Annotated in this window: 10 protein-coding genes; 4 read left to right on the top strand and 6 right to left on the bottom strand. The window is 55.9% G+C overall.

Annotated features, from left to right (window positions below; genetic code table 11):
• Positions 1-33 precede the first annotated feature (33 nt).
• From EKN38_RS25420 to shiA, 3 genes are all read right to left on the bottom strand, one after another.
• The gene (locus EKN38_RS25420) at positions 34-1806 is read right to left on the bottom strand and encodes an aminopeptidase P family protein (protein WP_014832582.1); all 1773 of its coding nucleotides are present in this window, start codon (positions 1804-1806) and stop codon (positions 34-36) included.
• Between the two features lie 18 nt (positions 1807-1824).
• Positions 1825-3279: an AMP nucleosidase gene (locus EKN38_RS25415; RefSeq protein WP_013097832.1), complete on the bottom strand. Its 1455-nt coding sequence runs from the start codon at positions 3277-3279 to the stop codon at positions 1825-1827.
• Positions 3280-3352: 73 nt separating this feature from the next.
• Positions 3353-4666 (bottom strand): shikimate transporter, encoded by a 1314-nt coding sequence (gene shiA / locus EKN38_RS25410; protein ID WP_014832581.1) that lies wholly within the window; start codon positions 4664-4666, stop codon positions 3353-3355.
• A gap of 256 nt (positions 4667-4922) precedes the next feature.
• Between shiA and pagP the strand changes: the two genes are divergently transcribed.
• Positions 4923-5498, top strand: coding sequence for a lipid IV(A) palmitoyltransferase PagP (pagP, locus tag EKN38_RS25405; protein WP_014832580.1), 576 nt, complete (start codon positions 4923-4925; stop codon positions 5496-5498).
• On the opposite strand, the gene EKN38_RS25400 is transcribed toward pagP, so the two are convergent.
• From EKN38_RS25400 to EKN38_RS25390, 3 genes are read right to left on the bottom strand one after another with little or no spacing between them, the layout of a single operon-like run.
• Positions 5495-6460: an acyltransferase gene (locus EKN38_RS25400; protein ID WP_014832579.1), complete on the bottom strand. Its 966-nt coding sequence runs from the start codon at positions 6458-6460 to the stop codon at positions 5495-5497. The genes pagP and EKN38_RS25400 overlap by 4 nt on opposite strands.
• Entirely contained in the window at positions 6457-9519 is a 3063-nt protein-coding gene (locus tag EKN38_RS25395; protein ID WP_014832578.1) for an efflux RND transporter permease subunit, read from the bottom strand. Before EKN38_RS25395 ends, EKN38_RS25400 begins: the two co-directional genes overlap by 4 nt.
• On the bottom strand, positions 9519-10604 hold the full coding sequence (locus EKN38_RS25390; protein WP_014832577.1) for an efflux RND transporter periplasmic adaptor subunit: 1086 nt from the start codon (positions 10602-10604) through the stop codon (positions 9519-9521). The genes EKN38_RS25395 and EKN38_RS25390 overlap by 1 nt, the downstream gene beginning before the upstream one ends.
• Before the next feature lie 396 nt (positions 10605-11000).
• Between EKN38_RS25390 and EKN38_RS25385 the strand changes: the two genes are divergently transcribed.
• Genes EKN38_RS25385 through ldtA form a run of 3 tightly spaced genes read left to right on the top strand, consistent with a single transcriptional unit; the run spans position 11001 to position 15121 of the window.
• Complete coding sequence (locus EKN38_RS25385; protein WP_014832576.1) at positions 11001-11432, top strand: universal stress protein; 432 nt, start codon at positions 11001-11003, stop codon at positions 11430-11432.
• Between the two features lie 47 nt (positions 11433-11479).
• Positions 11480-14173: a cation-transporting P-type ATPase gene (locus EKN38_RS25380; RefSeq protein WP_014832575.1), complete on the top strand. Its 2694-nt coding sequence runs from the start codon at positions 11480-11482 to the stop codon at positions 14171-14173.
• Positions 14174-14224: 51 nt separating this feature from the next.
• A complete protein-coding gene (gene ldtA, locus EKN38_RS25375; RefSeq protein ID WP_126523053.1) occupies positions 14225-15121 on the top strand; it encodes a L,D-transpeptidase in 897 nt (298 codons plus the stop codon).
• Positions 15122-15171: the final 50 nt, after the last annotated feature.

Genomic DNA, 15171 nt, shown 5'->3' with positions numbered 1-15171 from the left:
GTTCTGGAAGCCGCCACCCGGCAATAAACCGCACTACCGGTTAACACGAATCGGTGCTGTCGCTTCCACCAGCCACGGACGCGCGTCGCTCTCCACCAACGGTGACAGTGCCTCGCGCACCTGCTGGTGATACTCATCCAGCCACTGCTTTTCCTGCTCGTTCAACAGATTGAGTTCGACCTGGCTGAGATCGATTGGGATCAGCGTCAGCGAGGCAAACTTGCAGAATCCTGGACGGCTCTCCACAATCTCGACCTGGTTTTCAATGCGGATCCCATGGCTGTCCGCCAGATAGTATCCCGGCTCGATGGTCATAATATTGCCTGCCACCAGCGGCCATGGGTTGACCTTTTTGGCAATACGATGTGGGTTCTCATGGATGAGCAATTGATGACCCACGCCATGACCCGTTCCGTGATCGAAATCCAGCCCCAACTCCCAGAGCGGTCGACGTGAAAAGGCATCCAGCTGATGCCCCTGAGTGCCGGACGGGAACTGCAGGGTAATCAGCGACAGAAAGCCTTTCAGCACGGCGGTGTAGTGTAATCGCTGCTGCGGGCTGACCTTGCCCCATGCCAGGGTACGTGTGGCGTCAGTGGTACCGTTATGGTACTGACCACCGGAATCATTCAGATAGAAGTGGTCATGGCCGATGGGCTTGTTGCTGGCTTCGCTTGAGTGGTAGTGGCACATTGCCGCATTGCTGGACGAGGCCGAAATGGTCGCAAAACTTTGCTCAATGAAACCGGGCTGCCGCTCGCGAAACGCGAGTTGCTGTGCCTGGGCCTCCAGCTCGGTCAGCGGCTGACCTGCTGCCGCACGTGCGGGCACTTCACGGCTCAGCCAGGCCAGGAAATTGACCCACGCGGCACCGTCCTGATGATGACACTCCCGGTAACCCGCCAGTTCTACCGGATTTTTATTGGCCTTCATCAGGGTGATAGGGTCGGTTTGCCAGAGAATGTCACCGTCTGGCTCAATGGCAACACGCAGGGCCACTGGCGCTGAACCGGCATCTACCATGACCCGTTTACCTTGCGAAATACGCTGACAGCGTTCAATAAAAGCATCCTGCGGCGCAATGGTAAAAGCGTTTCGCACGCTATCAGGCAGGTCACTGAGTTTATTGTCGTTAACAAACCACTCGACGCTACCGTCGCGACTCAGCAGGGCAAAAGAGAGCGGAACCGGGCTGGTGGGAATATCTGAACCGCGCACGTTAAGCAGCCAGGCGATATTATCCGGCAGGGTCACGGCCAGATAATCGGCATTGTTCGCGGCCAGTACGGCGGCGACGCGCTGACGTTTATCGGCGCTGCTTTCACCACTGATTTCAACCGGCATCTCGCGGATAAGCCCCGCCGGGGCGGCAGGGCGATCGGTCCATAACGTATCAAACGGTGACTGGTTAAGCGGCACCATCTCACACGGTGTCGCAGACAGCGTCTCATAGTCGGCATTGGTCATCAGCAGCGCTTCAAAACCAATACGCGTGCCAGCTTCAACATTTGCCGTCAGCCATTGTGCCAGCGGCTCGTTGTGCAGATGGTGGATCTCTACTTCATCCATGTTGACCTGCACGCGGGCCTGAACCTGATAGCGGCCATCGACAAAAAGCAGGGCTTTGTCTTTTAGCACCAGCGCCAGCCCCGCCGAGCCGTCGAAGCCGGTGAGCCAGGCCAGTTTTTCATCATACGGTGCGCAGTATTCGCTCTGCCAGGCATCCGCGCGCGGGACGATCATCCCGTCGAGTTGATTTTCCTGTAGCCACTGACGCAGGGCCGATAACGGTGATGTGTTGTGCATTATTTTTCCTTATTGTTATCAGCGGAATGGCGGTTCGTTAAAGGTACGCAGCTTGCGCGAGTGCAGCCGATCACCTTCCGCCCGCAGTAAATCAATGGCACGAATGCCGATTTGCAGGTGTTCGGATATCGCCCCTTCGTAGAACCGGTTTGCCTGTCCCGGAAGCTTGATTTCACCGTGCAGCGGTTTATCGGAAACGCACAGCAGCGTGCCGTAAGGCACACGGAAGCGATAACCTTGTGCGGCAATGGTGGCGCTTTCCATATCAATCGCCACCGCGCGGCTCAGGTTAAAGCGCAGGGCAGAGGCGGAGTAACGCAGCTCCCAGTTACGGTCATCTGTCGTGACGACCGTGCCGGTACGCAGACGCTGTTTGACCTCTTCACCCGGCATGCCGCTCACCTCTTTGGTGGCGTCGTACAGCGCGCGCTGCACTTCGGCGATGCTCGGGATCGGGATATCCGGCGGGAGCACGGCGTCAAGCACGTGGTCATCACGCAGGTAGGCGTGGGCCAGCACGTAGTCGCCAATCAGCTGGCTTTCACGCAGCCCGCCGCAATGACCAATCATCAGCCAGACGTCCGGGCGCAGCACCGCCAGATGGTCGCAGATGGTTTTGGCGTTTGACGGACCCACACCAATGTTGATAAGCGTGATGCCCTGGCCGTCGGCGGTGATCAGGTGCCAGGCTGGCATCTGGTGCTTCTTCCACGCCAGATCGGAGATAGCCTGCTCAGGCGCTTCGGTTTCCGCGGTGATCCAGATCCCGCCCGCGCAGGAGAGGGCGATATAAGGGCTCTCCGGATCCAGGATCTGGCTACAGCCCCAGCGGACAAACTCGTCGACATAGCGGGTGTAGTTGGTAAACAGCACAAACGGCTGGAAATGTTCGGCTGGCGTCCCGGTGTAGTGGCGCAGGCGCGCCAGAGAGAAATCCACCCGGCGGGCGTCGAAATGCGACAAGGGAGAAAATTCCGCCGGATGATAAATGCCGTCGGCGGTCTCATCGCCAATCTGCGACAGCTCGGTTGTTGGGAAATGGCGCGTCAGCCCTGCGCTCATGGAGCGATCGAGCGTTAACGCCGAACCGTCAATCACGTACGGATACGGGATTTCATGCTGTGATGGCTCAACGGCAATGTGTGCGCCGTAGTCCTGATAGAGCAGAGTGAGTTGTTCCTCAAGGTAAGGACGGAACAACGCAGGGCGGGTCACGGTGGTGCTGTAGCAGCCGGAGTGGGTAAAACGCGCGTAGGCACGGGTCTTTGGCGTGGTGCTGGCGCTGCCGTCCCAGGTGACAGAGAGCGATGGATAAACAAAAAGGCCCTGGGTTCTGGCCTTTTCATCGGGAAGTTTCCCTGTTTCGATGTACTCACTGATGGCGCTGCGCAGCGCATTGACGGACTGTTCGTACAGCGCGTCGAGTTTTTCCAGTGCCTGAGCCGGGGTCAGGCTGGAGCCCTTATTATTCATGTCTGTCTCCTTGTTCCACAGGTGTGCTGCTATACCCGATAGTATGTCACACGCCTGTGAAACAAAAGGGAGATCAGGGATGGTGCGTCTCTTTCATCACCAGCGCTGTGGCGGCCGACAGCAGGCAGCCTGCCAGCAGGTAGATCGCCACGCTGTGCCAGTTTCCGCCGGAGAACGTTACCAGCGCGGCGGCAATAAACGGCGTAAATCCGCCACCCACGACGCTCGCCACCTGGTACCCCACGCCCGCCCCGCTGTAGCGGTAGCTTGCGCCGAACAGTTCGGTAAACATCGGTTGCTGCACGCAAACCACCATGTCGTGGGCAATGTTGGCGAGCATAATGGCAAAGAAGACTATCCAGAAGACCGACTGCGCCTCCAGTGCCATAAAGAACGGCCAGGCGCTGAGGGAGCCAATCAGCGCACCGGTAATATAGACGCGGCGACGGCCAAACCGGTCCGCGAGCCAGGCGAAGCAGGGGATTGTCAGACAGCTGATCCCGCCCACCAGCAGACCGATATTCAGGAACAGCTCACGGGGAAGGCCAAGGTTCTGCGTGGAATAGTTGAGGGCAAACGCGGTAACGATGTACATCGTCAGCAGTTCACACAGGCGCAGGGCGATAATTTTCAGAAAAGCGCCAGGATGGCGGATGAGCGCCTCCATCACCGGCAGCCGTTTTCTGGCTACGGGGTTTTCCCGCTGCTGTTCAAACTCGGCGGACTCTTCCATTCCGTTACGGATCCACAGCGCGGCGATAACCAGCACGATGCTGAAGATGAACGGAATGCGCCAGCCCCAGCTCAGAAACTGCGCATCGGTAGTGAAGTGACTGATAAGCGACACCAGCCCGGTGGAGAGCAACAGACCCACGCCGTAGCCGACCTGCACGCCGCTGCTGTAGAACGCTTTCTTGTTTTTCGGTGCACTTTCGACCGATAACAGCGCCGCGCCGCCCCATTCGCCACCCACGGCAAAGCCCTGAATGGCGCGCAGGGTGACCAGCAGTACCGGAGCCCACCAGCCAATCGTGGCAAACGACGGCAAAATACCGATCAGCGCAGTGGCGATCCCCATCATCCAGACGGTGAGCATCAGCATACGTTTGCGGCCAAGGCGGTCGCCGAAGTGGCCGAAGATCACCCCGCCCAGCGGGCGGAACAGAAACCCGACGCCAAAGGTGGCAAACGCGGCAAGCGTGCCCATAGCCGGGCTAATTTGCGGAAAGAATTCGCGGTTAAACACCAGAGCGGCGGTGATGCCGTAGAGCAAAAAATCATACCAGTCCACGACGGCCCCGGCGAAGCTACCAAAGGCAGCGCGGCGGGCACGGTTAAGGCAAGGTGTCCCCTCGCCGGGACGTGTGGAGATGAGGGTGGAGTCCATAGTTGTCCTGTCTGCACTGATTTTTTATTTATTGGTATAAGAAAAGGTTACTCACATAGCCGCCGCGTTATTGGCGGAAGGTATGAGACTACCGCGACAGGGGACATGAGAAAACGTTTTTATCCTTCCTGAGGGTGCTGAATAAAAAAATTTCATCTGCACGGGCCGCAATATAAATCGGTCTGTTTGGCACCGGTTCGTGCTGAATGGTTTAAAGTATTAGAGATACTGTGTGACTTAAGCTGAGGAAATATCTATGCAACGCCTCTTTCCAGCACTTTGGATGGCACTGTTTGTATTTATTTTCCCGCTTCATGCGGAACCCGGCGTTTATGGTGAGCAGCGTATTAGCCGCTGGTGGAATGCGCTGACGGAGGATATTTCCCAGACCTGGCATCAACCAGAGCGATACGATCTTTACCTTCCGTTTCTGAGCTGGCACGCCCGTTTTATGTACGACAAAGAAAAAACCGACAATTATAACGAAATGCCGTGGGGCGGGGGACTGGGCGTGTCCCGCTATAACGAAGAGGGCAACTGGAGCGCGCTCTTCGCCATGATGTTCAAAGATTCGCACAATGAATGGCAACCCGCGATGGGCTACGGCTGGGAGAAGGGCTGGTACCTGGATAATGCCCAGGACTTCCGGCTTGGGCTCGGTGCCGCAGCGGGCATCACGGCGCGCGATGATTTTGCTAACTATGTGCCCCTGCCGTTTATCTTCCCGCTGTTCTCTGCGGGGTATAAGCGCGTTACCGTCCAGTTCACCTATATTCCTGGAACCTATAACAACGGTAACGTGCTCTTTGCCTGGCTGCGTCTCGGCTTTTAAAGGGTGATCACCTTTTTTGCCACGGCGTTAGACAGTATCAGCATGGAAAACAGAACTGAGGTGATGAAAGTGAGGACGATTAGCGTCAGCTTCATGCCGAGAGACGTCACCGGTATCAGCGCCGTCAGCAGGTGAAACACCGAGTAGTGGACAATGTACACGCCGGTCATCGTTTTGCTGATGGCGGCCAGGACCGACTCTTTAAACTCAGCATTGCGGCGAAAGCGCACGCCATTCGCCGCAATCACCAGCGCAATAATCAGAATGTAGATTTGCGAACCTGTAAGAATAAAGGCGTTTCTGTCGGCCTTGAACAGGGCAAAAAAGAAGTGGCGCTCGTAAAACCAGGTGAAGAGATAAATAAACGGGATGGCGATTACCGCCGTCCTGACCACATTCTTGCGGCTAATCCACCCGGAGATGTTGGGATCGCAGAAAAGCTGCCCCGTCAGGTAAAACAGTAACCACGTCCACAGGCGGTACTGTGGCGAAAGGGAAAGGAGGTGGACGTCGGGATAGAGCGCTGAAAGTAAATCATACCCGTAGGAGAAGAGCAGCAGACAGGCAATTACGCCGCAGAACAACGCGCGCCGCTGGCTAAGCCACTCCACCACCGGGTGGAAGCTGTAAATAACCACAAACGCAAACACGAACCACGGCTGAATTAAATACCCGCGTTGATACGGCTCCCACAGGTAATAGATCGTTATCCAGAACAGAAAGACAATCACCAGGCTTTTAATTTTGCCCAGTTGCCAGCGGGTGCCGTGTCGGGACTGGCCGTCGAGGTAGCCCGCGACCACAAAAAACAGCGGCGTGGCGATGGTCGAGATAAAGGTTAAAAACCCCAGGATCCAGTGATAGTCATAATCATAATGATCCCACGTATTGTAGATGGTGAAAAAGGTTACCGCCGTCATACAGCCCAGCGTCTTGATAATGTTCAGGCCTGTCGCATTCATTGTTGTTCCGCTTTGTCCTTACGATGGAAGCACGCGTAAATTACGGGAAGTACCAGCAGCGTCAGGATTGTAGCAAACCCCAGTCCAAACATAATCACAACGGCCATGCTCTGGAAGAAAACGTCCAGCAGCAGCGGTGCCAGGCCCAGTACGGTGGTAAATGCGGTGAGCAGAATGGGGCGCAGGCGCGAGGTGGCAGCATAAACAATCGCCTCGTGCTGACCTTTATGCGCCTTCTGCTGCTCGATCTCTTCCACCAGCACAATGCCGTTGCGGATCAGCATCCCGCTCAGGCTCAGCAGGCCAATCAGCGCCATAAAGCCGAACGGAATACCAGTGATTAAGAATCCCGGCGTGACGCCAATCAGCGCCAGCGGCACGGTCAGCCAGATGGCAACGGCGTTTTTCACCGAGCTGAACATCAAAACGGTGATGACAAACATCACCAGGAACCCGATCGGCAGCGTGGTAAAGATCCCCTGTTGTGCTTCGCTGGAGTTTTCCGCATCGCCTCCCCACTCAATGCTGTATCCGTGGGGCAGGGCGAGGGCGTCAATGCGCGGCTTCACCCGGGCGAGAATATCGCCTGACGTTTGCTGGCTAAGCGGATCGGGGTCGGTCTGAACGGTCAGCACCCGCGAGCGGTCGCGTCGCAAAATCAGCGGATCTTCCCATTCCAGCGAGAAGCGGCTGACGACATTACTCAGCGGGATATACTGCTGCCGGGTCTGACTCCATACCAGCACGTTGTTCAGGTGATTCGCGTCCAGCCGTTCGCGTTCCGGCGGGCGTACCACGACCGGAAGCAGGTCACTGCCTTCCCGATATAATCCCGCCCGGCTGCCGGAGAAATTCATCTCCAGCGCGTTGTCGACGTCCTGCTTATCCACGCCAAGCTCGCGCCCCAGTGCGGCGACGTACTGCGGACGGAGCACCTTGCTGCGGTTTTGCCAGTCGTTTCTCACGCTTGCCGTGGCCGGGTCGCGCGCCAGGATCTCGTCCACCTGGCTGGCAATCAGACGCAACCTGTCAGGATCGGGGCCCTTGATGCGCACCTCAATGGCGCTGTCGCCAGAGGGACCAAACATCACGCGTTTGGTGCTGGCGTTTACCTGCGGATAGTTTCGCGCAATGTACTCATCGACGTGGCGCGTCAATGCGGAGATGTTGCGCTGGTCATCCATTCTTACCATGATTTGGGCATAGTTGCTGTACTGCCGCTGTCCGCTGTAGGTCAGAATAAACCGCATGCTGCCCTGACCGATGGTTGAGACGGTGGTTTCCACGCCGGGCTGGCCGTTGATGGTTTTCTCGATATCGCCGGTCATCTTCTCGGTCCATTTGATATCGGTGCCGTAGGGTAGCCAGAGGTCGACAAAGAAAATGGGCGTATTTGACGACGGGAAGAAGTTTTGCCGCACGGCACCAAAACCCCAGACTGACGCTGCCAGCAGCGCAGCCATCACGATGAGCGTCGGCGCTTTCCGGTGCAGCAGCGCGTTAAGCAGGCGCCGGTAAAGTCGATAGAGGCGTTTGTCGTAAGGGTCTGCCTCGTCACTTTTTTCCGGCGCGCTGTCATTTTTAAACAACCACCATGTGATCAGCACCGGCGTGATGGTGAGCGCCGAGAACCAGCTCAGCATCAGGGAAATCAGCAGTACCTGGAACAGGGATTTACAGTATTCCCCGGTAGAGTCCTGGGACAGCCCGATAGGCGCAAACGCGAGGATGGCGATCACCGTCGCCCCCAGCAGCGGCAGGGCGGAACGACGGATGATGTAGTTAATGGCGGTTAACAGCGGGGAACCTTGCTGACGCGCAATCAGCACCCCTTCAACGATCACGATGGCATTATCCACCAGCATACTGAGGGCGATAATCAGCGCGCCGAGCGAGATGCGCTGCAGCTCAATACCCCACAGATACATGATGAGCAGCGTGCCCAGCACGTTAAGTGCGAGGGAAAACGCGATGATGATCCCGCTGCGGACACCCATAAAGATCAGCAGCACGCCGATAACAATCGCCAGCGCCATCAGGAAGTTAATGATAAAACCATTTACAGAGTGCCCCACTTCGGCGGCCTGATCGTAGAACAGGTCGATGTGTATCCCTGCCGGTTTTTCCGCTGACATCTGGTTGAGCTTTGCCTCCAGCGCGTGTCCCACGTCGATCACGTTCACGCCGGGAATAAACGAGACGCCCATGGTAACGGCTTTCCTGCCGTTGGCATGATAGATACTGGCGGGCGATTCGTTCAGCCCGCGCGACAGCGTGGCGATATCCCGCAGACGCGTCGCCGCCCCGGTGCCGGAAGGGGTAATGATGAGATCCGCCAGTTCATCAAGATTTTCGAACTCACCGGTTGGATGCAGGCGAATGGATTCCGTTCCCGAGGTGATTTCTCCGGCGCTGGAAACGACGTTAAGCCTGCTGAGCAGGGCGGAAAGCTGGTTCAGCGTGATGCCGCGGGCCGCCATTTTGGTCAGGGATATATCGATATTGACCTGCTGGCTGATGGCCCCGCCGATGGCAACCTTACCGACGCCGGGGACCAGAATCAGTTCGCGCCGCAGCTGCTCGGCATATCTCACCAGTTCAGGATTGCTGAATTCATCCCCGGAAATCGCGAAGAAAAAGCCGAACACATCGCCAAAATCATCATTCACGAAGGGCGTCACGACGCCGGGCGGGAACTGGCGCGAAGCATCGCCCACGCGACGGCGCAGTTCGTCCCAGATCTGCGGCAGTTCGTTCGAATGATAACGTGAGGCGATGTTCACGGTGATTTGCGACAGGCCGTTGGAAGAGATGGAGCTCACGTTGTCCAGATAGGGCAGCTGCTGAAGGGCATTCTCTAGCGGTAGCGTGACCTCCTCTTCAACCTGCTGAGCGGAGGCGCCGGGATAGTGGGTGATCACCACCGCGGTTTTTATGGTAAAGGCGGGATCTTCCAGCCTGCCAATGTTCAGCAGGGCGAAAATGCCGCCCACGCCCAGCAGCAGGATCGTCAGCCAGACGCGAATGGGGTTATTGATAAACTGGCGAGAGATATCCATTACAGTCCCCGTTCACGCGTCCAGATACGTACCGGCTGATTAGCATGAAGTTCACCCACGCCAGCTGCCACGACACGCTCGCCTGCTTTAAGCCCACGGGTGATTATCACGCCCTCAGTGGTTACTTGCCCCACGCTGACCTTGCGGTCTTCAAGATGGAGCGCATCCCCTTCTCCCGCCACGACCCAGACGTGCGGCTCATTGCGCGGGCTATTATTCGGGTTAAAGACCGCCTCAACCGGTACAACCAGCGCCTGAGGGCCTGCACCGGCCGGGAGGTTGGTTAAATTGATGGTAACCGTACCGCTTACGCCTCCCACCACGGGGAAATCATCCGGGCGCGGCATGGTGAGTATCACCTGCCAGGTCAGGGTGTTACTGTCGCTACTGCCTGAGTGCTCTTTGTAGACAGCGGTAAACTCCCGATCCGGGAAGGCGTTAATTCTTACCACGGGACGATATTGCGCGTTACGGATATCAAAGGTCTTAAACAGGTTCTCAGGAAGACTAAACACCACGTCCAGCAGGTCGGTACGGGTCAGGGTCGCAATGGGCTGACCTGCCGATACCACCTGATGCTTTCGCACATGCACGCTGGCCACTGTTCCGCTAAAGGGGGCGACGAGCGTCATCTGATTCAGCTCTTCACGGGCAATCTGCAGCGCCGCATTCGCCGAATCGCGGTTCGCGCGCTGTATGTCCATTTCTGCTTTAGAGATAGCCTGGCGGCCTGCCAGCGTCTGGAAGCGATCGAACTGCCGCTGGGCCAGCGTCGCCGCCGTTTGTCTGTCGTTAACCCGCTGCTGCGCTTCACGGGCGTTTAATCTGGCTAGCTGTTGCCCCTGCTTGATGGTTGCGCCCTGGCGTATATCCAGTGCTTCGATTTGACCCGCGCGCTTGAAGGAGAGGTCGGTCGCATCACCTGATTCAATACGGGCGGGAAAGACGCGCTGCCGGGCATGACCGGGAACAGCCACCTCCGCCACTTTTACCATGCGCGGCAGGGGAGCATCTTGCCTGGGTTTCGGGTCGCACGCCGTGAGCGTTAACATAACGAACGGTAAAAGAGAGAGGTAGCGGTTCACTGTATTCCCCTAATAAATAACTGTTTTATTTATTCCGTAAGAAGGGCAGGGGGTGACACTATTCTGCCAGAACAGTGACGACCATATAGGTAAATAGGCCAATTGCCGTGCTGGCAATAATGGCAAGCGCGATAAACAAACCTAGACGAAAAAGGCTTAAACCGTACATTCATTCCTCCATGAGCCGTAAGCAGCGTCTTTCAATGAGCATAGTTGGAGAAAAGATAAATGTTAAATAACCATTATCAGTGGGGGCACGTTAATCCTGATATTCCTGTGCTACGTTTAATATCATTCATCTCTTTTCCCTGTAACGGGCATTAAGAGCAAGTCCCTGCATTTAATGCTTTTTTTGCTCCAGCCACAATCATATTAGTTACAAAAAGGATGCACGATATGTATAAAAATATTCTGGTTCCGGTGGATGTCTACGAGACAAGTCTGGCAGACAAAGCGCTAGAGCACGCTCATTTTCTGGCGCAAAGCGCATCGGGTGACATTCATTTGCTGCACGTCATGCCCAAATTTTCAGCCGAACTGACGCGCGGTTTTATTTCGGATGCGCGAAAGATGGATGAATATATGGTTAATAATTCGAAAGAAAAGCTGTCTGCCCTGGTCAAAAAACTGAATCTGCCTGAAGAACACGTTCATCTTCATGTTCGGAGTGGGAATGTACGTGATGAAGTTATTAAGCTGGCAGATGAACTTGCCGTCGGGGCAATTATTGTCGGCTCCCGCAACCCCAATATTCAAACCCATTTGTTAGGGTCAGAGGCGGCAAGTATTGTTCGTTATGCACATGTTCCTGTTTTCGTTATTCGTTAATAGCATGAAAGCAAGGTGATTTCTGAAAAGAACCTGAGGAAGGAACGATGAAAACAGGAAAATCTGATCGTCCGTATTATCAACAAACTGTTGACGACACCCTGGCTAATGTCGACTCCACAGCGGAGGGACTGAGCAGCACTGAGGCATCCGCCCGACTCCAGCAGTATGGTGAGAATGCGTTGCCGCAGAAAAAGGGTAAACCCGCGTGGCTGAATTTCCTGGCCCATTTTAACGATGTCCTGATTTACGTGCTGCTGGTAGCAGCGTTACTCAAGCTCATTATGGGGCATTGGGTCGACATGTTTGTGATCCTCGGCGTGGCTGTTATTAACGCGTTGATTGGCCATATTCAGGAGAGCAATGCTGAAAAATCGCTGCAAAGTATTCGCAATATGCTCTCCAGCGAAGCCGTGGTGATTCGACAGGGCAATCATGAAACGATCCCTACTACAGCGCTGGTGCCGGGCGACATTGTGGTGATCCGCGCCGGGGATCGTATCCCCGCGGATCTGCGCGTGATCGAAGCGCATAACCTTCGCGTGGAGGAGGCCATCCTGACCGGTGAATCCACCGTAGTTGAGAAAAACAGCGATGCGTTAACCGGAGAACTCCCTTTAGGTGACCGGTATAACTTGCTCTATTCAGGCACCACCGTCAGTTCCGGCGGTGGCAAAGGGGTAGTCGTGGCGACCGGTGGCGAGACAGAGCTTGGCCATATTAATCAGATGATGTCCGACATTGAAAAGCATCGTACGCCGCTGATGGTACAAATGGATAAGCTCGGAAAGACCATCTTCATCACCATTCTGGTGATGATGGTGGCGCTTTTTGTCTTTAGTTTGCTTTTCCGTGATATGGCGGTTTCCGAGTTGGTGCTGTCGCTTATCAGCCTCGCTGTTGCGGCGGTACCGGAAGGCCTGCCGGCCATCATTTCCATCATTCTCTCGCTTGGCGTACAGGCTATGGCGCGTCGCAAGGCCATTATTCGTAAGCTGCCGACGGTGGAAACGCTGGGCGCGATGACGGTTATCTGCTCGGATAAAACCGGTACCCTGACCATGAATGAAATGACGGTCAAAGCATTGATTACCGCTGACACCACCTATCGCGTGGAGGGGGACAGTTACGAGCCGGTGGGTAATATTCATCCCGTTGACGACCCAACACCCGTCAGCGTTACGCAGGGCTCCCTGCTGGAACGCTATCTGCGTACCATTGACCTCTGCAATGACAGTCAATTGATCAAAGACGAGCAGGGGCTGTGGAAAATCACTGGTGGACCGACAGAGGGCGCACTGAAGGTGCTGGCGGCGAAAATCCCGCTCCCGCCGCTTAACACCGAAATGCGCAGTAAAATCCCCTTTGATTCGCAATATAAATACATGTCTACGCTCTATCGCCTGGGCGATGAGGAGGTGATCCTCATCACCGGTGCGCCGGACGTCCTTTTCCGCCTGTGCCAGTTCCAGCAGACCAACACCGGGTTGCAGCCTTTTGATCAGTCTTACTGGGAAGGCAAAATTGAAGAGTATGCCCGGGAGGGGTTGCGTATGGTGGCCGCTGCCTGGAAGCCTGCCGTCAGTGGGCAACGCGAACTGGATCACTCAGACTTGCAGGAGGGCGTCATTCTGCTCGGAATTGCCGGTATGATGGATCCACCGCGTCCCGAGGCGATAACCGCCATTGCCGACTGCCTGCAGGCCGGTATTCGCGTGAAGATGATCACCGGGGATCACCCGCAAACGGCGATGAGCATTGGCCAAATGCTGGGTATAGGTAATGCGGCAAGCGCCATTACGGGTCGTGAGCTTGAGGCTATGGATGACCGGCAGCTGAGCGAGGCGGCTCAACAATACGATATCTTTGCCCGAACCAGCCCGGAAGATAAATTCCGTCTGGTACAAGCCCTGCAAAGCAAGCAGGAGGTGGTGGGGATGACCGGAGACGGCGTGAACGATGCCCCTGCGCTCAAGCGCGCGGATGTGGGTATTGCGATGGGGATTAAGGGCACGGAAGTCACCAAGGAGGCCGCTGACATGGTGCTCACGGATGACAACTTTGCCACCATTGCCAGGGCCGTAAACGAAGGGCGTCGCGTTTACGATAATCTGAAAAAGACCATTCTGTTCATTATTCCCAGCAACATCGCCCAGGCATTGCTCATCATCATCGCTCTGTTGGCAGGGAATCTGATCCCATTAACGCCCGTGCTGATCCTGTGGATGAACATGGCGACATCGGCAACGCTCTCCTTTGGGCTGGCGTTTGAGGCAGGTGAAAAGGACATTATGAACCGTCCGCCGCGTAAACCAAATTTGCATGTGATGGACGGCTTTGCCATCTGGCGAGTGGTCTTCGTTGGCCTGATGATTGCCATCAGTGCCTTTGTGCTGGAAGCCTGGTTACAGCCGCGTGGTTATTCACCGGAGTTTATCCGTACAGTGTTGCTGCAAATGCTGGTGACGGCGCAGTGGTTCTATATGCTTAACTGCCGCGTGTCGGACGGTTTTTCCCTGAGCAAAGGCTTACTGGCAAATAAAGGTATTTGGGTGGTGAGCGGTGTATTACTGGTGCTACAGTTGCTTATTATCTACGCGCCTTTCATGCAGACGCTGTTCGGTACCGAAGCTCTGCCGTTCCGCTACTGGGTCATCACGTTCCTGATTGGCTTTGCGATGTTCCTGATTGTCGAAGTGGAAAAACCGCTAACGCGCAGGTGGCGTAAAACGGTGGCGTAATCGCATTAACTCAAACAGCCTGCCTGACGGCAGGCTTGAACACAGGACATTATGATTCGATTCGCCTCGTTCGTTCTTACGCTTTGCGCCGTTGTTCCGGGGGCGTTTGCCGTAACCTATCCATTACCCTCTGATGGTGGCCGTCTGGTGGGGGAACCCATAACTGTTACCGTTCCACAGGGGAACACCTTGCCGCTCGAAGCGTTTGCCGCGCAGCACGGGCAGGGGCTGAGTAACATGCTGGAGGCGAACCCGGGTGTTGACCCGTTTTTACCGCAATCCGGGACCCGACTGGTGGTACCTCAGCAGCTCATTCTTCCCGATACGGTGCGCAAAGGCATCGTGGTGAACGTGGCGGAAATGCGCCTTTACTATTACCCGCTAGGCAGCAATACCGTAGAAGTGTTTCCCATCGGTATTGGCCAGGCCGGGCGCGAAACGCCACGCAACTGGGTGACAGCCGTCGAGCGCAAGCAGGAAGGGCCAACCTGGTCGCCCACGCCAAACACCCGGCGTGAATATGCGAAAGAGGGGAAAACGCTGCCCGCATTCGTTCCCGCCGGGCCGGATAACCCGATGGGGTTGTACGCGATCTATATTGGCAGGCTTTATGCCATTCACGGTACCAACTCGAATTTCGGCATCGGTCTGCGCGTCAGTCAGGGCTGCATTCGCCTGCGTAATCACGATATCAAATACCTTTTCGACAATGTGCCGACAGGCACGCGCGTGCAGCTTATCGATCAGCCCGTAAAAGTGACAACGGAGCCGGACGGCAGCCGCTGGGTGGAAGTGCACGAGCCGCTCTCGCGTAACCGTGCCGAATTTGAATCAACCAATAAGGTGCCGCTGCCGATGACTCCCGCGTTGCGGGCGCAGCTAATCAACGAGGGGGCCGGAGCCGAACTGGAGCGGCGATCGGGGATGCCGGTTAAGCTTGGCATGTGACGCTACTTTTGCCGGGTAAGCGTAGCGCCACCGGGCAGTTTTTATCATCT

This window comes from Enterobacter sp. WCHEn045836, from assembly GCF_003965585.1.
GTDB classification, from domain to species: Bacteria; Pseudomonadota; Gammaproteobacteria; order Enterobacterales; family Enterobacteriaceae; genus Enterobacter; species Enterobacter dissolvens.
Note: the sequence above shows the minus strand (reverse complement) of the source record. Positions and strands in the feature narration are given on the sequence as shown.